Below are 20,695 nucleotides of genomic sequence, written 5' to 3' on the forward strand. Positions count from 1 at the left end.
TGTCGTTGGGGGCACTGACGGAGGTCAGCTGGCCTCGATAAGGTCGGCATAGGCCTTGAGGTGGCGATCGTCATCGCCGAAGCGATGGCCAAGCATCACCAGGTGGCGGGCATGGTGGGCGAGGCTGTACTCCCAGGTCATGCCGATACCGCCGTGGAGCTGGATCGCCTCTTCGGCGATGAAACGGGCCGCGCGCTTGACCACGTGCTGGGCAGCAATCAGCTGGCGGCTGCGCTCGAGGCTTGCCGGCTCGTCGGCCACGCAGGCGGCGAGGATCGCCATGGAGGTGGCCAGCTCCAGCTCGGTGGTCATGTCCACCATGCGGTGCTGGAGCACCTGGAAGCGGCCGATGGGGTGGCCGAACTGCTGGCGGGTCTTGAGGTAGTCCAGGGTCAGCTCGCAGGCCTGCTGCATGCTGCCCACCGCCTCGGCGCACTGGGCCGCCATGGCGCGCCCCAGCTGGTGGTCCAGGGCCGCGAAGGCCTCTCCGGCACCGCCCAGTAGGGCGTCATCGGCCAGGGCCACGCCCTCGAGGGTGAGGTCGCAGGCCCAGGGGCCCGCCATGGTGGGATAGGCGCGGCGCTGCACGCCCTCCGCAGCCGGGTCGACCAGGAACAGCGAGAGGCCATCACGCTCGTCGGGCTCGCCCGCCGTGCGCGCCACCACCAGGATCCGGTGGGCGGCCTGACCGCCGATCACCACCGACTTGCGGCCGGTCAGCCGCCAGCCGTCGGCGGCGCGCTCGGCCCGGGTCTCGGTCCACTCGGGCCGATAGTGGGTGCGCGGCTCCTCGCTGGCCACCGCGAGCAAGAGCTCGCCCGCGGCCAGGGCCGGCAGCAGCGCCTCGCGCTGGGCCTCGCTGCCCAGCGCCTGCACCAGGCCGCCGCCGAGGATCTGCGACTCCAGGTAGGGCTCCAGGCAGAGGCCGCGGCCGAGCTCCTGCATCACCACCAGGTTCTCGACCCCGCTGCCGCCCATGCCGCCATGGGCCTCGTCGATGGGCACCGCCAGCACGCCGAGTTCGGCCAGCTGGGCCTGGAAGGCCTCGCTGAAGCCCGGCGCGCTGCGCTGCACCTGGTCGCGCTGTTCGAAACCGTAGTGCTCCCTGACCAGTCGGGCCAGCATGTCCTGCAGCATCTGCTGCTCGTCACTGAAGGAAAAGTCCATGGTGGCCTCCTATAAGCCCAGTTGGGCCTTCGCCAGGATGTTCTTCTGGATCTCGTTGGAGCCGCCGTAGATCGACAGCTTGCGCAGGTTCAAGTACTGGGCGGCCGGCGCCACGCTGTAGTCAGCGTGCAGCGGCTCGCCGTCGTGCTCGAGCTGCATCTCTTCGGCCAGGACCGGCAGGGCGTGGGGGCCCAGCACCCGGCGGACTAGGTCGCTGATCGCCTGGCGAATCTCGGAGCCGGTGATCTTGAGGATCGAGCTCTCCGCCCCCGGCACCCCGCCGGCCTGGGCACGAGCGAGGATGCGCAGGGTGCTCATCTCCACCGCCATCAGGCGCATCTCCACCTCGGCGATGCGCTGCCGCAGCAGCGGGTCCTCCAGCGCCGGACGGCCCTCGATCACCTCGTGGCGGGCGATCTCCTTGAGGTGGGCCAGGGCCGCCTTGGAGATGCCGATGCCGGCCTGGCCGGTGCGCTCGTGGGTCAGCAGGTACTTGGCGCAGGTCCAGCCGTCGTTCTCCTCGCCCACCAGGTTGTCCACCGGTACCCGGACGTTGTCGAAGAACACCTCGTTGACCTCATGGGCGCCGTCCAGGGTGATGATCGGCCGCACCGAGATGCCTGGGCTCTCCATGTCGATCAGCAGGAAGGAGATGCCGGCCTGGGGCTTGGCCTCGGGGTCGGTGCGCACCAGGCAGAAGATCCAGTTGGCGTGCTGGCCCAGGGTGGTCCAGGTCTTCTGTCCGTTGACGATGTAGTGGTCGCCCTCGCGCACCGCCCGGGTCTTCACCGCGGCCAGGTCGGAGCCGGCGCCGGGCTCGGAGTAGCCCTGGCACCACCAGTCCGTGCCGTCGAGGATGCGCGGCAGGTAGTGGGCCTTCTGCTCGGGGGTGCCGAACTTGATGATCACCGGCGCCACCATGTTGACGCCGAAGGAGATCAGCCGCGGTGCACCCGCCGCCGCGCACTCCTCCTCGAAGATGTGCTTCTCCACCACGCTCCAGCCGGTGCCGCCGTGCTCCACCGGCCAGTTGGCGGCATACCAGCCGCGGCGGAAGAGGATCGCCTGCCAGCGCTGGTGATCCCCCTTGGCGAGCTTCTTGCCGAGCCGCACCTTGGCGGCGATATCGGCGGGCAGCTCGGCCTCGAGGAAGGCCCGCACCTCATCGCGGAAGGCCAGCTCCTGTTCGCTGAAATGGATATTCATGGGGTGGTCCCTCTTGTGTTGTCTCCGCCGGCGTTGAGCGAGCGGCTGTCGCGGCCGCGAGCCAGGAAGGCCTCGACCTTGGCCTGGCGCTGGGGCGAGGCCAGGCACTCCAGGAAGAGCTCCCGCTCGCGGGCGAGCGCCGTGGTGAAGGGATGGGTCATGGCAGCCTCCAGGGCCTCGACGGCCTTGAGGGGCGACAGGTCGCCCGAGGCGGGCAGCGCCAGCGACTCGCGCTGGGCGGCCAGCCACTCGAGCGGCGCCTCGCTGGCGGCGGCGAGCGTACGCTCCCGCGTGGGGCGCACGCCCTGCCGGGCCAGCTCCGCCGCCATGGCGATGCGCGCCTCCTCGGGGGTATGCCCCTGGTCGGCCACGCCATCCACCAGCCCCAGCTCGAGGGCCTTGTCGGCGCCGATGGGCTCGCCGGAGAGGATCAGTTCCAGGGCGGCCTCGAGCCCGACGAGCCGCGGCAGCCGCTGGGTGCCGCCGGCGCCGGGAATCAGCCCCAGCTTGACCTCCGGCAGCCCGAAGCGCGCATCGGGCGCGGCGAGCCGATAGTGGCAGGCCATGGCCAGCTCCAGGCCGCCGCCCAGGGCGACGCCGTGGAGCCAGGCCACCACCGGCTTGGGCGAGTCTTCGATGGCAGCGATCACCTCGGGCAGCACCGGCGCCTGAGGCGGCTTGCCGAACTCCTTGATATCGGCGCCGGCGGAGAAGCAGCGCCCGCCGGACTGCAGCAGGACCCACTCCACCCGGGCATCCTCCAGGGCGGCGTCCAGGGCCTCCACCAGGCCAGAGCGCACGGTCTGGCTCAGGGCATTCACCGGCGGGCTGAAGAGCGTGACCAGGCCGCAGCTCTCATGTCGGGTCAGGGTGACGGGGTTGCACATGGCGCGTTCTCTCCCGGTTGTTGTTGTCGGCCGAGCCAGGGGGCTCAACGATGCCGCCAGACCGGCGGGCGTTTCTCGATGAAGGCCTGCATGCCCTCCTTATGGTCCTCGGTGGCGAAGCTGGCGTGCAGCAGCCGGCGCTCGAAGCGCACGCCCTCGGCCAGGGTGGTCTCCTGGGCCCGCTCGACGGCCTCCTTGTTGAGACGCACCGCCACCGCCGACATCGAGGCGATCTGGGCCGCCGCGGTCATCGCCTCGTCCATCAGCCTCTCCGCCGGTACCACCCGGCTCACCAGACCGCTGCGCTCGGCCTCATCGGCCGCCATCAGGCGGCCGGTCAGGCACAGGTCCATCGCCTTGGCCTTGCCGACGGCGCGGGTCAGCCGCTGGGTGCCGCCGGCGCCGGGCAGGGTGCCCACCTTGATCTCGGGCTGGCCGAAGCGGGCCGTGTCGGCGGCGATGATCAGGTCGCACATCATGGCCAGCTCGCAGCCGCCGCCCAGGGCCATCCCGGCCACCGCGGCGATCACCGGCTTGCGGCAACGGGTCACCTCTTCCCAGGCGTCGGTGACGAAGTCGCCGAGATAGGCCTCGGAGAAGGTCAGCGACTGGATCTCCTTGATGTCGGCCCCGGCGGCGAAGACCCGCTCACCGCCGGTGATGACCATGGCGCCGATGGAGTCGTCCCGCTCGAAGGCGTGCAGTGCGCCGCCCAGCTCGCGCATCAGCGCCCCGCTCAGGGCGTTGTGGGCCTCGGGGCGGTGAAGGGTGATCACACCGACGGCGCCCGTGCACTCGACCCGCAGATTCTCGTACATGGATGCCTCCGGAGTGCCGTGGCCGGAAGGGCTCCCCGGCCGATTCATGACAGTGTGTTGTCGCATCGCTCGGGCCGAACCGGGCCCGATCTACAGCCGAGTCTAGCCAGCCCCAAAATAAAAGACAATGTATTGACATAATTTTTATCGTGGCCTAGCTTTCTCCAAGGCGCACGGCGATGGCGGCGCCAGTTATCAAACAAGCATTTGACCAAAAACAAACCACTTTCAGGAGCTTGCATGCCAATCCATACGAATCTGACGCCCGAGCGCAGACAATCCATGGTCGAGCTAGGTGCCTGGAATGACAAGATCATTACAGACTATCTGGACGAGGCGGTGGCCTCCGCCGGGGACAAGGCCGCCATCATCACCTACCGCATGGCAGACGGCAGCCGCGTCGAACTGAGCTACCGTGAGCTGAACGAGAAGGTCACTCGCATCGCGGCGGGGCTGGCGGAGCTGGGGGTAAGAAAGGGCGATATCGTCTCCTGCCAGCTGCCCAACTGGTGGCAGATGACCGTGCTGCATCTGGCCTGCGTGCGCATCGGCGCCGTGCTCAACCCGCTGATGCCGATCTTCCGCGAGCATGAGCTCGAGTTCATGCTGGGCATGGCCGAGAGCAAGGTGCTGGTGGTCCCCCAGACCTTCCGCAAGTTCGACCACGGCGCCATGGCCCATGAGCTGAAGCGCTCGCTGCCCAAGCTGGCGCATGTGCTGGTGATCGGCAGCGAGGGGGAGGACAGCTTCGAGCGGGTGCTGCTGGAACGCGCCTGGGAGGACGAGGTCGATACCGCCGCCCTGTTCCGGGAGCGCCGCCCCTCGGGAGACGATGTGGTGCAGATCCTCTATACCTCCGGCACCACCGGGAAGCCCAAGGGGGTGATGCACACCTCCAACACCCTGTTCAGCCATATCCGCCCCTTCGCCGAGCGCCTGGCACTCGGCGCGGCGGACACCGTCTTCATGCCCTCCCCGCTGGCCCACCAGCTGGGCTTCCTCTATGGCCTGATGCTGCCCGTCTATCTCAAGGCCAGCGTGGTGCTACAGGACACCTGGCTGCCGGAAGAGGCTGTGGCCATCATTCGCGCCGAACGGCCCAGCCTGATGCTCGGCTCGACCCCATTCCTGGCCGATATTGCCGAGCAGGCCATCGCGCACGGCCCGGACCTGCAGTCGCTGACGCTCTTCCTGTGCGCCGGCGCCCCGATTCCCAGCCCCCTGGTGGAGAAAGCCGCCCAGAACCTGCCGACGCGCATCCTCTCCGCCTGGGGCATGACCGAGAACGGCGCGGTGACCACCACCCTGCCCGAGGACGACCCGGAGCGTGCCGTGCATACCGACGGCGTGCCGCTGCCCTACATCGAGCTCAAGGTCACCGACATGGAGGGCAACCCCCTGCCCGCCGGCCAGGAGGGCCCGCTCTACATGCGCGGCGCCAGCCTCTTCGTCGGCTACTTCAAGCAGCCGGAGCTCTACGGGGTGGATGACGAGGGCTGGTTCCCCACCGGCGACCTGGCGCGCCTCGACGAGCAGGGCTATGTGCGCATCACCGGGCGCTCCAAGGACGTGGTGATCCGCGGCGGCGAGAACATTCCCATCGTCGATATCGAGAACACCCTCTATCAGCACCCGAAGATCCAGACCCTGGCCCTGGTGGGCAAGCCCGACGAGCGCCTCGGCGAGCGGCTGTGCGCCTACGTGACCCTCAAGGAGGGTGAGGAGTCGCTGACCCTCGAGGAGATCTGCGCCTTCCTGACCGAGCGCAAGGTGACCCGCCAGTACCAGCCGGAATTCCTGGAGGTGCTCGACGAACTGCCGCGCACCCCCTCCGGCAAGATCCAGAAATTCAAGCTTCGCGAGCAGCCCCTCCAGGGCGCCTGAAGCAACCATCCCTATTCCCCACTACCCGAGCGGAGAGACAACATGAAAGGACTTGAGAACAGAACCGTGATCGTGACCGGCGGCGGCGGCGGCATCGGCCAGGCCGTGTGCAAGCGCTTCGCCGAGCATGGCGCCAAGGTGGCGGTGCTCGACCGCGACGAGGCCGCCGCCCAGGCCACCGTCGAGCTGATCACCGAGGCCGGCGGCAAGGCACAGGCCTACGCCGCCGACATCACCGACTACGCCGCCATCGCCACCACCGTGGCGAGCATCGAGCAGGATCTCGGCACTCCCACCGTGCTGGTCAACAACGCCGGCTTCGACCGCTTCATGCCGTTCCTCAAGACCGAGCCGGCCATGTGGGAGTCGCTGATCGCCGTCAACCTGACCGGCGCGCTCAACATGCACCACGTGGTGCTGCCGAAGATGGTCGAGGCCGGCGGCGGCCGGGTGATCAACATCGCCTCCGACGCGGCTCGGGTCGGCTCCTCCGGCGAGGCCGTCTACGCCGCCTGCAAGGCCGGCATGCTGGGCCTGAGCAAGACCCTGGCCCGCGAACTGGCCAGCAAGAACGTCACCCTCAACGTGGTCTGCCCCGGCCCCACCGACACCGCCCTGCTCAAGGACGTGGCCGATACCGCCCGCGATCCGGAAAAGCTCCTCGAGGCCTTCCGCAATGCCGTTCCCATGCGCCGCATCGGCCAGCCCGAGGACTACCCCGGCATCATCACCCTGCTCGCCAGCGACGAGGCCAGCTTCATCACCGGCCAGGTGATCAGTGTGTCCGGCGGCCTGACCATGGCCGGCTAAGCGCCTCCCACGTCCTTTACCCGCAGCGAATTCCAGGAACTCGACAATGAACTACGAAGATATCCTCTACGACGTCACCGATGGGGTGGCCACCATCACCATCAACCGCGCCGACCGCTACAACGCCTTCCGCGGCCAGACCTGCATGGAACTGCTCGACGCCTTCAACCGCGCCGGCTGGGACAAGTCCATCGGCGTGATCGTGCTGACCGGCGCCGGCGACAAGGCATTCTGTACCGGCGGCGACCAGGGCGCCCACGAGGGGCAGTACGACGGCCGCGGCATCATCGGCCTGCCGGTGGAAGAGCTGCAGACCCTGATCCGCCAGGTGCCCAAGCCGGTCATCGCCCGGGTCAACGGCTTCGCCATCGGCGGTGGCCATGTGCTGCATGTGGTGTGCGACCTCTCCATCGCCTCCGAGACCGCCATCTTCGGCCAGGTGGGCCCCAAGGTGGGCTCCGTGGACCCGGGCTTCGGCACCGCCTATCTCTCCCGCGTGATCGGCGAAAAGCGCGCCCGCGAGATCTGGTACCTGTGCCGCAAGTACACCGCCCAGCAGGCGCTGGAGTGGGGCCTGGTCAACGCCGTGGTGCCGCCCGAGCAGCTCGACGAGGAGGTGCGCAAGTGGTGCGACGAGATCCTCGAGAAGAGCCCCACCGCCCTCTCCATTGCCAAGCGCTCCTTCAATGCCGACAGCGAGAACATCGCCGGCATCGGCGGCCTGGGCATGCAGGCGCTGAGCCTCTACTACGACACCGAGGAGTCCAAGGAAGGGGTCGCGGCCTTCAAGGAGAAGCGCAAGCCAGAGTTCCGAAAGTACTACAAGTAATGCCCCACGAAGTGATGACCCAAGAAGCGATACCCCAGAGGCGATAAGGGAAGGTGCCGCCGGCCCAGCGGGTCGGCGGCCTCCCCAGAAAGGATGGATACGGCCATGAACTTTGCCTTTACCGAACAACAGGACGCCATTCGCGAGAGCGTCGCCAAGCTGTCCGCCGACATGCTGGCCCCCCGCTATCGCAAGCGCGAGGAAGAGGCGCTCATCGAGCGCGAGATCGTCGAGATGCTCGGGGAGATGGGCTGCCTGGGCGGCGAGCTGCCCGAGGAGTACGGCGGCAGCGGCCTGGACTGCGTGACCAGCGGCGTGATCATCGAGGAGATCGCCCGCGGCGACTTCAACGTCGGCTACCTGCCGCTGCTCGCCTCGCTGAACGGCCAGATCATCGCCCAGCATGCGCGCCCCGAGCTGGCCCGGGAGTGGCTCGCCGGCATCACCTCCGGCAAGAAGATCTGCTGCATCGCCCTGACCGAGCCCCACGGCGGCAGTGACGCCGCCAACCTGAAGCTGAAGGCCACCCGCGAGGGCGACCACTTCGTGCTCAACGGCGAGAAGACCTCCATCTCCATGGCCGACCAGGCCGACGTGGCAGTGGTCTTCGCCCGCACCGGCACCCAGGAGCAGCGCGCCAGCGGCATCAGCGCCTTCCTGGTGCCCATGGACCTCCCCGGCATCACCACCAGCCGTTTCGAGGATTCCGGCCAGCGCGCCATTGGCCGCGGCTCGATTTTCTTCGACAATGTGGCCGTGCCCGCCGATCACATGCTTGGCGAGGAGGGCCAGGGCTTCAAGCAGGTGATGCAGGGCTTCGACTACAGCCGCGCGCTAATCGGCCTGCAGTGCCTGGCAGTGGCCCAGCAGTCGCTGGACGAGACCTGGCAGTGGCTCACCGAGCGCGAGGCCTTCGGCCAGCCGCTGGCGGCCTTCCAGGGACTGACCCACCCGCTGGCCGAATACCAGACCTACGTCCAGGCCGCCCGCCTGCAGTGCTACTACGCCCTGTGGCTGAAGGACAACGACCTGTCCCACACGGCCGAGGCGGCCATGAACAAGTGGTGGGGCCCCAAGCTCGCCTTCGACGTGATCAAGCAGTGCATGCTGGCCCACGGCCACACCGGCTGGGGCGAGGACCTGCCCTTCTCGCAGCGCATGCGCGACGTGCTGGGGCTGCAGATCGGCGACGGCACCGCCCAGATCATGAAGAACATCATCACGCGCCAGTCGGTACCCCGGTGAATGCCATCGTCGGGGCCCGGGACTTCGCCCACCACCTGGCGCCGCCGCTTTCCGACAAAGGAGTGCTACCCATGGCTGCCCAGGACGACAGAAGCGTCGCCAACCGCCTGTTCTTCCGCCTCTTCCAGGCCAGCAACATCCTGCAGAAGCAGACGGTGAGCGCCGTGGGACTGACCACGGTGCAATGGGCGGTGCTGGGGGCGCTCTCCCGCCGCGGCTACGAGGGCGGTATCGCCTTCAACGATCTCGTCGAGTACCTGATCGTCAGCCGCCAGAGCCTGGACGGCGTGCTCAAGCGGCTCGAGCGGGAAGGCCACGTGCGGCGCATCCCCCACCCCGACGATGGCCGCGCCCGGCTGATCCTGCTTACCGACCAGGGGCGCGCCTACTGGGAGAGCCTGCAGCCGCAGATCCATGACTTCTATGCTCAGGGCCTCAAGAGCCTGGGCTTCGACGAGACGGTCAGCCTGCTGCACTACCTCAACAAGCTCCAGAAGGACCTGGAGGCCATCCAATCCATCACAACCCGGGAGGCTCCCCCCTCAACCGAGGGCACCATCGACACCTGATCGCTCCGCCGGCGCCTGCCGGCCACTTCCCCAACAGCCTGAGTCACAACAACAACGGCCTCGCCGCTTCCGGTGAGGTAAGGGAGAACTCATGTCCAGAAAACATCCCCCCCTGCTCAAGACCACCGTCCTGACCCTCGGCGCCGCCCTGCTGGCCGTCGCCGGCAGTGCCCATGCCGAGATCTCCGACGGCGCCATTCGCCTCGGCTACCTGGCCGACATGTCGGGCCCCTATCGCGACCTGGCCGGCCCCGGCGGCCTCGAAGCGATGCGCATGGCCATCGAGGAGCACGGCGGCTCGATCCACGGCGCCCCCATCGAGGTGTTCAGCGCCGACGACCGCAACAGCGCCGACGTGGGCGCCAACACGGTGCGCGAGTGGATCGACCAGCGCAACGTCGATATGGTCGGCGGCCTGGTCGCCTCCTCGGTGACCATCGCCGCCACCCGGCTGCTGGCCGAGCACGACCGCATCGCCATGGTCTCCGGCGCCGCCGCGCTCGGCATCACCAACGAGCACTGCAGCCCCAACCATATCCAGTGGGTCTATGACACCCACGCCATGTCCAATGGCACGGCGCGAGCCATCGTCGAGGAGGGGGGCGAGCGCTGGTTCATCATCTCCGCCGACTACGCCTTCGGCCACTCCCTGGAGGAGGAAGTCTCCAATGTGGTCACCGAGATGGGTGGCGAGGTGGTCGGCACGGTGCGCCACCCGCTCAACAGCAACGACTTCTCCTCGTTCATCCTGCAGGCCCAGGGCTCCGGGGCGCAGATCGTCGGCCTGGCCAACGCCGGTGCGGACACCGTTAATGCCATCAGCACCGCGGGGCAGTTCGGGCTGGCGGAGTCCGGCCAGACCCTGGCGGGGCTGATGGTGTTCCTCAACGACATCCATGCCCTGGGGCTCGAGACTACCCAGGGCATGCAGCTGACCACCGGCTGGTACTGGGACATGAACGACGAGGCGCGGGAGTGGGCCCAGCGCTACTACGAGCGTATGGGCAGCATGCCCACCATGGTGCAGGCAGGCGTCTACTCCAGCACCCTGCACTACCTCAACGCCATCGAGGCCACCGGCAGCGATGACGCCGGCACCGTGCGTGCCTGGATGGGCGAGAACCCGGTCAACGACATCTTCACCACCAACGGCGTGATCCGCGAGGATGGCCGCATGGTGCACGACATGTACCTGGTGGAGGTGAAGTCGCCCGAGGAATCCGAGGGCGAGTGGGACCTCTACCGCATGCTGCGCACCATTCCCGGGGAGCTGGCCTTCCAGTCCCTGGAGAAGAGCCGCTGCCCGCTGATCAACCCCTGAGGCAAGCAGGCAAGACGGGGCGCGGCCAGCCGGCCGCGCCCCCTTGCGTTGTGGCCCGAGCACTGCTCAGGCCGCCTGGACCTCGATGCGCCGCCGGCGGTGCGTGTCGCGCCGCGGCAGCGTCAGGTGGACGACGCCGCTGTCGATCCGTGCGCTGATCGCCTCGCTGTCGATCTCGTGGCTGAGGGTGAAGCGCCTTGCGTAGCGCTGGGCGCGCACCTCGGCGTACAGCGGGCTCAGCCCCTCGGGCATCGGGATCGTCACTTCCCCCTCCAGGCTGAGCACGCCATTATCTACCTCGATGACCAGCGAGTCGCGGGTCACGCCGGGCATGTCGGCGATGATATGCACGGCGTCATTCTCCTCGTGGATATCCACCGCCGGCAGCAGCGTATCCTGCCGGCGCTCCTCCCCAGCGGGGCGGGGGGCGTCGGCGTCGCGACGGGTGATCTCGTTCATCTCTCTCACCTCCTTCGGTCTCGAAATGCGAGTCTCGTGCGGCGGCCTCAGGCCGCCTGCACCTCGATGCGCCGCGGCTTGAGCTCATCGCGCTTGGGCAGCACGATCTCACACACGCCGTCCCGGAAACGCGCCTCGGCCCGATCGATGTAGAGCCCCTCGGGCAGCGCCACCGCTCGCCGAAAGTCGCCATGGAAGCGCTCCTGGCGGAAGCGCGTGCGCGCCTCATCGCCCGCGGGCGCCTCACGGCGACCGGCCACGGTGAGCACGTTGTCCTGCAGGCTCACCTCCAGGTCCTCGGCGCCGAGCCCCGGCGCGAAGACGTAGACGCGCACCGCCTCGTCGGTGCGTCCGACGTTGATCGGCGGGAAGCTGCCAGACGGCACCGAGCGGATATCGGCCGCTCCGCCGCCGGGGAACATCTCGTCGAACAGCTGGCGAACCCACTCCATGCCCTGGGCGCGGGCCGGATCCAGGCCCCTGAGATCTCCGAACATGTCGAACACCTCCTTCTCTTTCAACAGCCAGATGACGGAACGGGGCCGAGCGGCGCGAGGCTGACAGGGCCCCATGCTCTGCAAGATAGGTGCGGTCGGACCGGTTTCAAGGTGTCTTGAACGCTGTCTCGAGCGGCGCCGGCGGTGATGCGTGGCCCACCCACCAGGCACCGAAAAAAGGGCCCGTATCGCCGAAGCGGATACGGGCCAAGGAGGATAGGGTGTCGGGCGCCGGTGAGGTCACCGGCGCCGGGCCGGCTCAGTCGGTCGGCTGCTTCTTCAGGGGATGGGCGTTGCTGGCGAACTCGAAGTCCTTGGTCTCGAAGATCAGCGACACCACCACGCCCAGCACCAGGGCCCAGAAGGTGGCACCGATATCCAGGATCTGAATGCCCGAGGCGGCGATCAGGAAGGCGAACAGCGCCCCCATCTCGTGCTTCCTGCCGGAGAAGGCGATCGCCATGGCCGAGGTGATGACGCGCATCAGCGCCAGACCCGCGATGATGGCGATGAAGTAGCGCGGCGTGGCCTCCAGCAGGCTCACCACATAGCCGTAGAAGGGGGCGGCCACCACGAAGATGGCACCGGCCACCACCGCGGCGACCCAGCGCTTCTCATGGGTGCCCGCCTCCGGCGAGGAGCAGATGCCGGTCATGGGGGCGGCGATACAGGTGCTGTGCAGGTTGAAGAAGGCCGAGACCATGGTGCCCACGCCCCCCACGGCGGTGATGCCGTTGGCCGGCACCTCCTTGTACCCCATGCCCTTGATCAGGCCGACGCCGGCCGGCGTCTCCATGCCCACCAGGATGATCGCCAGCGGCAGGCCGTAGGCCAGGAAGGCGTTCAGGGTGAACTCCGGCATGATGAACTCGGGGAAGCGGATGGTCGCCTGGACGCCCGAGAGGTCAACGCCGGTGGCCATCAGGTAGGCGATCCCCGCCAGCATGGAGACGATCAGCGGCGGCACCTTGCGCAGCAGACGCGCCGAGAGAAAGAAGGCCAGGATCATGATGCTCGCCGGCACGATGGCACTCTCCAGCGGACGCACCATGTTGAGACCGAAGCTGAGCAGCATGCCGGCTACCATGCCCATGACGATGGGCATGGGCATCAGGCGCATGACGATGCCCATGACGCCGGAGAGGCCCGCCACCAGGGAGATGGCTCCGGCGATCAGGGTCGCCCCAAGCGCGGCCTCCAGGCCCACCACGGGAATCACCGCGGCGAACATCAGCGCCCCGGGAATGGAGTTGGCCATGGGCATCGGCAGCCGGTAGTAGGCCGGCATCAGGATGCCGAAGAGGCCGTTGATCATCAGGTAGCTGATGACCCAGATCATGATGAAGGAGGAGTCGAGCCCGGCGGCGGTGCCGGCACTGATGTGCACGACACCGACGCTGAGCCCCAGAATACCCGCGACCAGGCCGGTGCTGGCGTTGTCGACGTTGAGGTCGCGGAGGAAGTCTTTTGGCGCGTGCCGCAGGCTCACGCCCTTCTCGATATGCTTCACGGTGAGCTCCAGGGGAGGGTTGTTATCGTTGGTATGGCTAGAGGCATGGAACGAAACGCGCCGATCCGGATATTCCCGAATCGGCGCGATGCTGGCTAGCCCTGATCGCCGCCACCCACCGGCAGCACGCTGCCGGTGATGTAGCTGGCCTCGTCCGAGGCAAGGAACAGGATCGGAGCCGCCATCTCATCCAGGGTGCCGTAGCGCTTCATCAGACAGCTCTGCTTGGTCTGGTCGATGTGCGCCTGGAACCAGGCCTTCTCGGTCTCGTTGCGGGGCTCCGGAGTGCCGCGGGAGATCTTCCGCGGCGGCGCCTCGGTGCCCCCGATCCCGGCGGCCGCAACGCGGATGCCGTGCTCAGCATACTCGAAGGCCAGGGACTCGGTCAGCGCATTGACGCCGCCCTTGGCCGCCGAGTAGGGGATCCGGTGGATGCCGCGAGTCGCCACCGAGGAGACGTTGACGATGACGCCACCGCCCTGCTCCACCAGGGTGGGCAGCACGGCGCGACAGCACCACAGGGTCGGCATCAGCGAGCGGGTCACCTCGGCGGCGATCTCGCTCTCGCTGAACTCGGTGAACGGCTTGAAGTTGATCGCCCCGCCCACGTTGTTGATCAGGATATCGATGCGGCCGAAGCGCTCCACGCTCTTCGCCATCACCTCGGCGGCGCCTGCCCAGGTCTCCAGGTCGGCCTGCAGCGCGATCGCCTCGACGCCCTGCTCGGTCAGCTCGGCCACCACCTCATGGATCAGGTCGGCACGGTCCACCAAGGCCAGGCGGGCACCCTCGGCGCCCGCGCGCTCGGCGACCCGCTTGCCGATGCCCTGGGCGGCCCCGGTGATGACCATCACATTGTCCTTGAAGCGCAGGCTCATGACTTGCTCCCCGCCTCGTTGGGGGTGAACTTCTCGTAGTGGAAGCTCTGCGGCACGATGCCCTGGGCGTCGAAGTGCTTGAGCACGGCGTCGACCATGGGAGGCGGCCCGCACAGGTAGACGTCGACGTCGCCGTCGTGCATCACCTCGGCGTCCATATGATGGGTCACGTAGCCCTTGCGCGGATGCTCGCTGGCCTCGTCCACCACCACGGTGGCGTAGGTGAAGCTGGGCAGCTTGGCGGCGAACTCGTCCAGAGCGTCCACCTTGACCAGATGATCATCCTTGTTGACGCCGTAGATCAGGTGGATCGGCGCCTCGCAGCCCTTCTCCACCAGCTGGGAGAGCATGGAGAGGAAGGGCGCGAGGCCCGTGCCGCCGGCCAGCATCAGCACCGGGCGAGTCACCTCGCGGAGGTAGAAGCTGCCCAGCGGGCCGGTCAGGGTCAGGCGATCGCCCGCCGCGGCCCGCTCGCCGAGATAGCCGCTCATCACCCCGTTGGGGATATTGCGGATCAGGAAGGTGGCGCGCTGCTCGCCCGGCAGGGAGCTGAACGAGTAGGAGCGATGCACCTCGGTGCCCGGCACGTCGATATGCACGTACTGGCCGGGTAGGAAGGCGATCTCGGCGCCTTCGTCCAGATCCACTACCAGCTCGATGCTGTCTTCGGAGAGCTGCTCGACCGCGGCGACCGTGCCCTCGACCTTGCCCACCTCGGTCTTGCACAGGCTGGAGGCCACGGGGACCTGGATGACGCAGTCGGAAGAGGGCACCATCTGGCAGGTCAGCACCATGCCCTCGGCGGCCTCCTCGTCGGAGAGCGCCTCTTCGATGTACTCGTCGCCCATGTCGAACTCGCCCTGCTCGCAGTGTCCCTTGCAGGTGCCACAGACGCCGTCGGAGCAGTCCATCGGCAGGTTGACCTTCTGGCGGTAGGCGGCATCGAGAACCGTTTCACCTTCCTTGCAGCCGATGAAGCGGGTGACGCCATCCTCGAAGTTGAGGGCAATGGTGTAGCTCATGATCGTTCTCCTCCGACACCAGATCAGATGTGATAGATATCGATGACCTGGTGGATATAGTCGTTATTGAGTTGCACTACCTTGCGGGTGATCAGCGGTGACTCGCCCGATACGTCCAGGGTGTAGAAGGAGGCCCCGAAGAAGGTCTGGGTCTCCTTGTAGCGGTGGTTCAGGGTCTGCCAGTTGAAGCGCAGCTCCAGCTTGCCGTCCTCCTCCTTGAGCACCTCGATATTGGTGATCTGGTGGGTGGTGCGCGGCTCCGGCGTGCTCGCCCCCGAGCGCTCGGTCTTGATCCGGTAGACCCGGTCCTCGAGACCCTCGCGGCTCGGGTAGTAGATCAGCGAGATCTCGCTGTGCGGGTCCCGGGTCAGCTGGTCGTCGTCGTCCCACGCCGGCATCCAAAACTCGACGTCCTTGCTGTAGCAGGTCAGCCACTCGTCCCACTCACGGTCGTCGAGCAGGCGCGCCTCGCGGTACAGGAAGGCCTGGATCTCTTGGTAGCTAAGGCTCATCTCTCTTCTCCCCTTCTCGGTACGGGCCGGACTCAGGCGGTCTGGGTGGCGATAAACTGGCTGCGCTCTTTCTCGATGGCGCGCAGCATCTCCTCGACCCAGTGCTTGTGATGCAGCACGTAGAGGCCTTCATCTTCCGGCGAGGCGCCGCTGAGCAGCGGCTGCATGCCGATTGCCTTGGCATTGTCGTCGGCGCCTTCGATCCACTGCTTGGCCCCGCGGGAGAGGTCGTTCCACTCGGCCAGGGCGCCGTGGTAGCCGTCCTGACAGCCGCGGAACTCCTCGAGGTCGTCCGGGGTGCCCATGCCGGAGACGTTGAAGAAGTCCTCGTACTGGCGGATGCGCACGCGACGGTTCTCGGCGGACTCGCCCTTGGGCGCGAAGCAGTAGATGGTCACCTCGGTCTCGTCGACGCTGATCGGGCGCAGTACGCGGATCTGCGTGGAGAACTGATCCATCAGATAGACGTTGGGGTAGAGGCAGAGATTGCGGGTCTGGTTGACGATGGAGTCGGCCCGCGCCTCGCCGAACTGCTCCTGGATCCACTCGCGGTTCTGGTAGACCGGACGCACCTCGGGGTTGAGCAGGCGGGTCCACAGCAGCATGTGGCCGTTTTCATAGGAGTAGAAGCCGCCCTGGCTCTTGGACCAGCCGTCGGCGTCCACCGCCTTGGTGCCGCCGGCGTCGTAGTTGCGGCGATCCATGGTGGAGGCGTAGTTCCAGTGCACGGTGCTGACGTGGTAGCCGTCGGCGCCGTTCTCGGCCTGCAGCTTCCAGTTGCCCTTGAAGGTGTAGGAGGAGGTGCCGCGCAGCACTTCCAGGCCTTCCGGCGCCTGGTCGACGATATTGTCGATAATCTTCTTCGTTTCCCCGAGATAGTCGTCGAGGGGCTGAACGTCCTCGCTCAGGCTGCCGAACAGGAAGCCCTTGTAGCTCTCGAAGCGCGGCACGCGCTTGAGGTCATGGGAGCCCTCCTGCTTGAAGCCGTCCGGGTAGGCGCCATTCTTCTCGTTCTTGGCCTTGAGCAGCTTGCCGTCGTTCTTGAAGGTCCAGCCGTGGAAGGGGCAGGTGAAGGTGCCCTTGTTGCCGCGCTTGCGGCGGCACAGGGTGGCGCCGCGGTGGGCACAGGCGTTGATCAGGGCGTGCAGCTCGCCTGCCTTGTCGCGGGTGATGACCACCGGCTGACGGCCCATGGTCACGGTCATGTAGTCGCCCGGCTCACTGATCTGGCTCTCGTGGGCCAGAAATAGCCAGTTGCCTTCGAAGACGTGCTTCATCTCGAGCTCGAAGAAGGCCGGGTCGGTGAACATGCTGCGGTGGCAGCGGAAGATGCCCTGCTCGGCGTCGTCGACGACGGCGCCGCGGACGCGCTCCTCGAGCTGGTCAAGTTTGCTGGTCATGGTCCAGGTCCTCGATGTCTTATTAAGCTGTCGTTTCGGCCCAGCGGGCTCTCGTGGAGAGCCCGCTGGCGTCAGGGGATAGGGGCAGGGAGCAGCCTCAGACCTTGGCGGTACCGGCCAGCTGGCTGGCCTGGTCCTGCTCGTCTTCCTTGGCACGCGGACGGGCGTGGCGGGTCTGCAGCTCGGCCACGTCGGTCTTGGCCAGCTCGATGTCGAACACCACCTCGGAGAAGGGACCGTCCAGCTCGCGCTTGGCGATCTCGCCCGCGTCCTCGATGCGGCTGGCCGGCACTACCAGCTCCTCGCGAGTGGCGAAGGCGAAGTCGTCGAAGGTGTAGGGGTCGCCCGCCAGGTTGATCTGGGTGGTCAGGTGCTGGTGGCCCGGCGCGGAGATGAAGTAGTGGATATGCGCCGGACGCTCGCCGTGACGGCCCAGGGACTTCAGCACCACGTCGGTGGGGGCGCCTTCCGGCACGCCGTAGCCGGACGGGATGATGCTGCGCGCGGTGTAGCGGCCTTCACTGTCCGCGTAGATGGTGCGGCGCATGTTGTACTCGCTCTGGGTCTTGTCGAAGAAGGAGTAGCCGCCCTTGGAGTTGCAGTGCCAGATCTCGACCTTGGCGCCGGGGATCGGGTTGCCGTCCACGTCGCGCACCTGGCCGGTCAGCCACATCACCTCGGCATCCGGGTCGCTGCCGTCATCCATGCGCGCGAAGCCTTCGGCCTCCGGGGCGCCGGCGACATACAGCGGACCCTCGATGGTGCGCGGGGTGCCACCGGTGCGCTTGGCCTCGGCGTCGATGGCGTCCCGGCGCATGTCCAGGTAGTGGTCGAAGCCCAGGCCCGGCGAGAGCAGGCCGAACTGGGTCTGGCTGCCCAGGGCGTTGAGCAGGTTGACCGCGGACCAGTACTCCTCCTCGGTAACGTCGAAGTCGTCGATCAGCTTGAAGAGGTCGGAGATCAGGCGATGGACGATCTGCTTGGCGCGGTCGTTGCCGCCCTCCTGGTCGAAGCCGGCGATGGTCTTCAGGAAGTCCTGAACTTCGGGGGTGTCGAAAATCTTCACGGTCATGGGAATATCCTCTGCGTTATCTTTGCTCCCGCCGGGGCGGGGCTGGCGTGATTCATCCGTGACTCAGGAGTCGTCCTCGCGGATGGAGGACGGGTGGCGACACAGCGGCTTGACGCTGATCTCCATGTAGGGGAAGAGGGGCAGGTTGGAGATGATCTCCTGCAGCTCGGCGTTGTCCTCGACGTCGAAGATGCTGACGTTGGCGTAGCTGCCGGCCACGCGCCACAGGTGGCGCCACTTGCCGGAGCGCTGCAGCTCCTGGGCGTAGGCCTTCTCGGTGGCCTTGATCTCGGCGGCCTGCTCGGCCGGCATGGACGGGGGCAGCTTGACGGTCATTTCCACCTGAAACAGCATGGCTCGATCCTCCGGTTGTCGTGTCGTTTCTTACTTGCGCGCGTAGTGCGCCAGCTTGTCTTCGTCGAGGGTGATGCCGAGACCCGGGCCGGCCGGCAGGTCCACGCCGAACTCGCGGTAGCGCAGCGGCTCGACGACGATGTCGTCCTTGAGCAGCAGCGGGCCGAACATCTCGGTGCCCCAGGCCATCTCGGGCAGGGTCGCCCAGGCGTGCAGGGAGGCGGCGGTGCCGATGGTGCCCTCCAGCAAGGTGCCGCCGTAGAGGCCGATGCCCGCGGCCTGGGCCACGTGGGCCAGCTCCAGCACCCCCTGCAGGCCGCCGGACTTGGCGATCTTGAGGGCGAAGGCGCCGCTGAAGCCGCCACGGACCAGGTCGAGGCCGTCGCGGGCGTCCTGCACCGCTTCGTCGGCCAGCATCGGCACGTTGAAGCGGTCGGCCAGGCGGATCAGGCCGGCGTGCTCGCGGGCCGGAACCGCCTGCTCGATCAGCTCGATGCCGGCGTCCTGCAGGGCCTGGATGCCGTAGACGGCGGTGGACTCGTCCCAGGCCTGGTTGACGTCGACGCGCACGCTGGCGCGATCGCCCAGGGCCTCCTTGATGGCGGCCACGTGGCGCACGTCCTGCTTCACCGGGTTGGCGCCGATCTTCAGCTTGAAGTCGCAGTGGCGGCGCTGCTCGAGGCGCAGCTGCGCCTCCTCGATATCCTTGGCGGTATCGCCGCTGGCCAGGGTCCAGAGCACCGGCAGGTGGGCCTGGCGGGCGCCGCCCAAAAGCTCGGCCACGGAGAGGCCCAGGCGCTTGCCCTGGGCGTCGAGCAGCGCGGTCTCCAGCGCCGACTTGGCGATCATGTTGCCGCGGGCGTGGCGGTTGAGCAGGGCGCGCAGGGCGTTGACGTTGCCGGAGGGCTGGCCGATCAGCAGCGGCGCCAGGTAGGCGTCGATGTTGCACTTGATGCTCTCGGGGCTCTCGGGGCCGTAGGCCAATCCACCGATGGTGGTGCCCTCCCCCAGGCCCTCGATGCCATCGCTGTGGCGCATCCGCACGATCACCAGGGTCTGGCAGGCCATGGTGGTCATGGAGAGCTTGTGGGGACGGATGGTCGGCAGGTCGACCAGCAGCGTCTCGATGGACTGGATAGTGGCGCTCATGGGGGCTCCCGATGCGGGCAGTGTGGTGATTGCATGGCAGTCTGATTGCAGCGGGAAGGCGGAACCAATATTGTTTGGGTGCCCTTCCATACCCAGGAGGTATCATGGAACTGCGCCATCTGAGGTACTTCTGTGTGGTCGCGGAGGAGCTCAACTTCACCAGTGCGGCCGAGCGGCTGCACATGTCTCAGCCGCCTTTATCCCGGCAGATCAAGCAGTTGGAACAGGAAGTGGGGGCCGAGCTGTTCGCGCGGGGACCGCGCGGCCTGCGGCTGACGGCCACCGGCAAGTTCTTCCAGCAGCATGCCCTGCAGATACTGGAGAAGGTGGATGCCACCCTGGAGTCCACCCGCCGCATGGCCCGCAGCAAGCGCGTCATGTTCGGCATCGGCTTCGTGGCATCGGTGTTCTACGGGCAGCTGCCGCTGCTGGTGCGCGATTTACGACAAAAGGATAATGTCGAGCTGGCCCTGGCCGAGCTGACCACGGTGCAGCAGGTGCAGGCCCTCAAGGCGGGGCGCATCGACATGGGCTTCGGGCGGCTGAGAATCGACGACCCGGAGGTGGAGCAGGAGGTGCTGTTCGACGAGCCGATCATGGCCGCGGTGCCCGCGGGCCACCCCCTGGAGGGCACCACGCCGACCCTGGCCGAGCTGGCCCGCTATCCGCTGATCCTCTTTCCCGCCAAGCCGCGCCCCAGCATGGCCGATATCATGCTGGGCATGTTCCGCCGCCAGGGGCTAAAGGTGGAGGTGGTGCAGGAGGCCAACGAGCTGCAGACGGCGCTGAGCCTGGTGGCCTCGGAGATCGGCATCACCCTGGTACCCGAGCAGGTGCGCCGGCTGCGCCGCGACGGCATCAGCTACATCTACCTGGCGGACCGCTCGCTCACCTCCCCGGTGATCTGCAGCCGCCGCCGCGGCGAGAAGCCCTCCCCGATCATGCAGGAGGCCAACGCCATCCTCGAGGTGCTGGTGGAGAACCGCCGCAGCGGACGCTACCCCTGACGCCGGTGCCATCACAGCGCCACGGCGGCTGACTGGCGCAACGCCGGACACGCCGAAACCCGGGCCCGCCTGTCGGCGGGCCCGGGCTATCGAGATCGA

The 20,695-nt window shown here is 67.4% G+C and carries 21 protein-coding genes; 7 read left to right on the forward strand and 14 right to left on the reverse strand.

Going from position 1 to position 20,695, the window contains the following annotated elements:
• Positions 1 to 24: 24 nt before the first annotated feature.
• The 4 genes from ACRYRV_RS06130 to ACRYRV_RS06145 are packed head-to-tail and all read right to left on the reverse strand — an operon-like array spanning position 25 to position 4,078.
• Positions 25 to 1,167, reverse strand: coding sequence for an acyl-CoA dehydrogenase family protein (locus ACRYRV_RS06130; protein WP_444985653.1), 1,143 nt, complete (start codon positions 1,165 to 1,167; stop codon positions 25 to 27).
• 9 nt (positions 1,168 to 1,176) lie between these two features.
• Positions 1,177 to 2,373 (reverse strand): acyl-CoA dehydrogenase family protein, encoded by a 1,197-nt coding sequence (locus tag ACRYRV_RS06135; protein ID WP_253448741.1) that lies wholly within the window; start codon positions 2,371 to 2,373, stop codon positions 1,177 to 1,179.
• Positions 2,370 to 3,260, reverse strand: a complete 891-nt coding sequence (locus ACRYRV_RS06140; RefSeq protein WP_253448739.1) for an enoyl-CoA hydratase/isomerase family protein — start codon at positions 3,258 to 3,260, stop codon at positions 2,370 to 2,372. The genes ACRYRV_RS06135 and ACRYRV_RS06140 overlap by 4 nt, the downstream gene beginning before the upstream one ends.
• A 44-nt stretch (positions 3,261 to 3,304) precedes the next feature.
• Complete coding sequence (locus ACRYRV_RS06145; RefSeq protein WP_444985652.1) at positions 3,305 to 4,078, reverse strand: enoyl-CoA hydratase; 774 nt, start codon at positions 4,076 to 4,078, stop codon at positions 3,305 to 3,307.
• 240 nt (positions 4,079 to 4,318) lie between these two features.
• Between ACRYRV_RS06145 and ACRYRV_RS06150 the strand changes: the two genes are divergently transcribed.
• From ACRYRV_RS06150 to ACRYRV_RS06175, 6 genes are all read left to right on the forward strand, one after another.
• Entirely contained in the window at positions 4,319 to 5,962 is a 1,644-nt protein-coding gene (locus tag ACRYRV_RS06150) for a cyclohexanecarboxylate-CoA ligase (protein ID WP_444985651.1), read from the forward strand.
• Positions 5,963 to 6,004: 42 nt separating this feature from the next.
• Positions 6,005 to 6,772: an SDR family NAD(P)-dependent oxidoreductase gene (locus tag ACRYRV_RS06155; RefSeq protein ID WP_444985650.1), complete on the forward strand. Its 768-nt coding sequence runs from the start codon at positions 6,005 to 6,007 to the stop codon at positions 6,770 to 6,772.
• Positions 6,773 to 6,818: 46 nt separating this feature from the next.
• Entirely contained in the window at positions 6,819 to 7,601 is a 783-nt protein-coding gene (gene badI / locus ACRYRV_RS06160) for a 2-ketocyclohexanecarboxyl-CoA hydrolase (RefSeq protein ID WP_299313399.1), read from the forward strand.
• 105 nt (positions 7,602 to 7,706) lie between these two features.
• Positions 7,707 to 8,846, forward strand: coding sequence for a cyclohexanecarboxyl-CoA dehydrogenase (aliB, locus tag ACRYRV_RS06165; protein WP_444985649.1), 1,140 nt, complete (start codon positions 7,707 to 7,709; stop codon positions 8,844 to 8,846).
• Positions 8,847 to 8,917: 71 nt separating this feature from the next.
• A complete protein-coding gene (locus ACRYRV_RS06170; RefSeq protein WP_444985648.1) occupies positions 8,918 to 9,415 on the forward strand; it encodes a MarR family winged helix-turn-helix transcriptional regulator in 498 nt (165 codons plus the stop codon).
• Between the two features lie 91 nt (positions 9,416 to 9,506).
• Positions 9,507 to 10,736, forward strand: coding sequence for an ABC transporter substrate-binding protein (locus ACRYRV_RS06175; RefSeq protein WP_444985647.1), 1,230 nt, complete (start codon positions 9,507 to 9,509; stop codon positions 10,734 to 10,736).
• Between the two features lie 66 nt (positions 10,737 to 10,802).
• Here the strand turns inward: ACRYRV_RS06175 and ACRYRV_RS06180 are convergent, their stop codons facing one another.
• The 10 genes from ACRYRV_RS06180 to ACRYRV_RS06225 form a co-directional block, all read right to left on the reverse strand.
• Positions 10,803 to 11,195, reverse strand: a complete 393-nt coding sequence (locus ACRYRV_RS06180) for an Hsp20/alpha crystallin family protein (protein ID WP_444985646.1) — start codon at positions 11,193 to 11,195, stop codon at positions 10,803 to 10,805.
• A gap of 47 nt (positions 11,196 to 11,242) precedes the next feature.
• Positions 11,243 to 11,692, reverse strand: coding sequence for an Hsp20/alpha crystallin family protein (locus ACRYRV_RS06185; protein WP_444985645.1), 450 nt, complete (start codon positions 11,690 to 11,692; stop codon positions 11,243 to 11,245).
• Between the two features lie 259 nt (positions 11,693 to 11,951).
• Positions 11,952 to 13,202, reverse strand: coding sequence for a benzoate/H(+) symporter BenE family transporter (locus ACRYRV_RS06190; protein ID WP_253448719.1), 1,251 nt, complete (start codon positions 13,200 to 13,202; stop codon positions 11,952 to 11,954).
• 95 nt (positions 13,203 to 13,297) lie between these two features.
• The gene (gene benD, locus ACRYRV_RS06195; RefSeq protein ID WP_444985644.1) at positions 13,298 to 14,080 is read right to left on the reverse strand and encodes a benzoate diol dehydrogenase BenD; all 783 of its coding nucleotides are present in this window, start codon (positions 14,078 to 14,080) and stop codon (positions 13,298 to 13,300) included.
• Positions 14,077 to 15,102: a benzoate 1,2-dioxygenase electron transfer component BenC gene (gene benC, locus ACRYRV_RS06200; protein ID WP_301271087.1), complete on the reverse strand. Its 1,026-nt coding sequence runs from the start codon at positions 15,100 to 15,102 to the stop codon at positions 14,077 to 14,079. Before benC ends, benD begins: the two co-directional genes overlap by 4 nt.
• A 23-nt stretch (positions 15,103 to 15,125) precedes the next feature.
• Positions 15,126 to 15,614, reverse strand: coding sequence for a benzoate 1,2-dioxygenase small subunit (gene benB / locus ACRYRV_RS06205; protein WP_444985643.1), 489 nt, complete (start codon positions 15,612 to 15,614; stop codon positions 15,126 to 15,128).
• Positions 15,615 to 15,646: 32 nt separating this feature from the next.
• The gene (locus ACRYRV_RS06210; RefSeq protein WP_444985642.1) at positions 15,647 to 17,014 is read right to left on the reverse strand and encodes a Rieske 2Fe-2S domain-containing protein; all 1,368 of its coding nucleotides are present in this window, start codon (positions 17,012 to 17,014) and stop codon (positions 15,647 to 15,649) included.
• 97 nt (positions 17,015 to 17,111) lie between these two features.
• Positions 17,112 to 18,086 (reverse strand): catechol 1,2-dioxygenase, encoded by a 975-nt coding sequence (gene catA, locus ACRYRV_RS06215; protein ID WP_253448709.1) that lies wholly within the window; start codon positions 18,084 to 18,086, stop codon positions 17,112 to 17,114.
• 63 nt (positions 18,087 to 18,149) lie between these two features.
• On the reverse strand, positions 18,150 to 18,440 hold the full coding sequence (catC, locus tag ACRYRV_RS06220; RefSeq protein WP_119023067.1) for a muconolactone Delta-isomerase: 291 nt from the start codon (positions 18,438 to 18,440) through the stop codon (positions 18,150 to 18,152).
• Positions 18,441 to 18,470: 30 nt separating this feature from the next.
• The gene (locus ACRYRV_RS06225; RefSeq protein WP_444985641.1) at positions 18,471 to 19,589 is read right to left on the reverse strand and encodes a muconate/chloromuconate family cycloisomerase; all 1,119 of its coding nucleotides are present in this window, start codon (positions 19,587 to 19,589) and stop codon (positions 18,471 to 18,473) included.
• A gap of 104 nt (positions 19,590 to 19,693) precedes the next feature.
• Here ACRYRV_RS06225 and ACRYRV_RS06230 point away from each other — a divergent pair, with 104 nt between their 5' ends.
• Positions 19,694 to 20,596, forward strand: a complete 903-nt coding sequence (locus ACRYRV_RS06230; protein WP_253448705.1) for a LysR family transcriptional regulator — start codon at positions 19,694 to 19,696, stop codon at positions 20,594 to 20,596.
• Positions 20,597 to 20,695: the final 99 nt, after the last annotated feature.

The sequence above is a fragment of the Halomonas mongoliensis genome, assembly GCF_052496345.1.

Excerpts from the sequence above, each read along its gene's own strand:
- ACRYRV_RS06230 (WP_253448705.1), top strand. The coding sequence starts at position 19,694 with ATGGAACTGCGCCATCTGAGGTACTTCTGTGTGGTCGCGGAGGAGCTC.
- catA (WP_253448709.1), bottom strand. The coding sequence starts at position 18,086 with ATGACCGTGAAGATTTTCGACACCCCCGAAGTTCAGGACTTCCTGAAG.
- ACRYRV_RS06130 (WP_444985653.1), bottom strand. The coding sequence starts at position 1,167 with ATGGACTTTTCCTTCAGTGACGAGCAGCAGATGCTGCAGGACATGCTG.
- badI (WP_299313399.1), top strand. The coding sequence starts at position 6,819 with ATGAACTACGAAGATATCCTCTACGACGTCACCGATGGGGTGGCCACC.
- ACRYRV_RS06155 (WP_444985650.1), top strand. The coding sequence starts at position 6,005 with ATGAAAGGACTTGAGAACAGAACCGTGATCGTGACCGGCGGCGGCGGC.
- ACRYRV_RS06170 (WP_444985648.1), top strand. The coding sequence starts at position 8,918 with ATGGCTGCCCAGGACGACAGAAGCGTCGCCAACCGCCTGTTCTTCCGC.
- ACRYRV_RS06145 (WP_444985652.1), bottom strand. The coding sequence starts at position 4,078 with ATGTACGAGAATCTGCGGGTCGAGTGCACGGGCGCCGTCGGTGTGATC.
- ACRYRV_RS06175 (WP_444985647.1), top strand. The coding sequence starts at position 9,507 with ATGTCCAGAAAACATCCCCCCCTGCTCAAGACCACCGTCCTGACCCTC.
- ACRYRV_RS06225 (WP_444985641.1), bottom strand. The coding sequence starts at position 19,589 with ATGAGCGCCACTATCCAGTCCATCGAGACGCTGCTGGTCGACCTGCCG.
- ACRYRV_RS06135 (WP_253448741.1), bottom strand. The coding sequence starts at position 2,373 with ATGAATATCCATTTCAGCGAACAGGAGCTGGCCTTCCGCGATGAGGTG.
- ACRYRV_RS06180 (WP_444985646.1), bottom strand. The coding sequence starts at position 11,195 with ATGAACGAGATCACCCGTCGCGACGCCGACGCCCCCCGCCCCGCTGGG.
- benD (WP_444985644.1), bottom strand. The coding sequence starts at position 14,080 with ATGAGCCTGCGCTTCAAGGACAATGTGATGGTCATCACCGGGGCCGCC.
- benC (WP_301271087.1), bottom strand. The coding sequence starts at position 15,102 with ATGAGCTACACCATTGCCCTCAACTTCGAGGATGGCGTCACCCGCTTC.
- ACRYRV_RS06140 (WP_253448739.1), bottom strand. The coding sequence starts at position 3,260 with ATGTGCAACCCCGTCACCCTGACCCGACATGAGAGCTGCGGCCTGGTC.
- ACRYRV_RS06150 (WP_444985651.1), top strand. The coding sequence starts at position 4,319 with ATGCCAATCCATACGAATCTGACGCCCGAGCGCAGACAATCCATGGTC.
- ACRYRV_RS06210 (WP_444985642.1), bottom strand. The coding sequence starts at position 17,014 with ATGACCAGCAAACTTGACCAGCTCGAGGAGCGCGTCCGCGGCGCCGTC.
- catC (WP_119023067.1), bottom strand. The coding sequence starts at position 18,440 with ATGCTGTTTCAGGTGGAAATGACCGTCAAGCTGCCCCCGTCCATGCCG.
- ACRYRV_RS06185 (WP_444985645.1), bottom strand. The coding sequence starts at position 11,692 with ATGTTCGGAGATCTCAGGGGCCTGGATCCGGCCCGCGCCCAGGGCATG.
- aliB (WP_444985649.1), top strand. The coding sequence starts at position 7,707 with ATGAACTTTGCCTTTACCGAACAACAGGACGCCATTCGCGAGAGCGTC.
- benB (WP_444985643.1), bottom strand. The coding sequence starts at position 15,614 with ATGAGCCTTAGCTACCAAGAGATCCAGGCCTTCCTGTACCGCGAGGCG.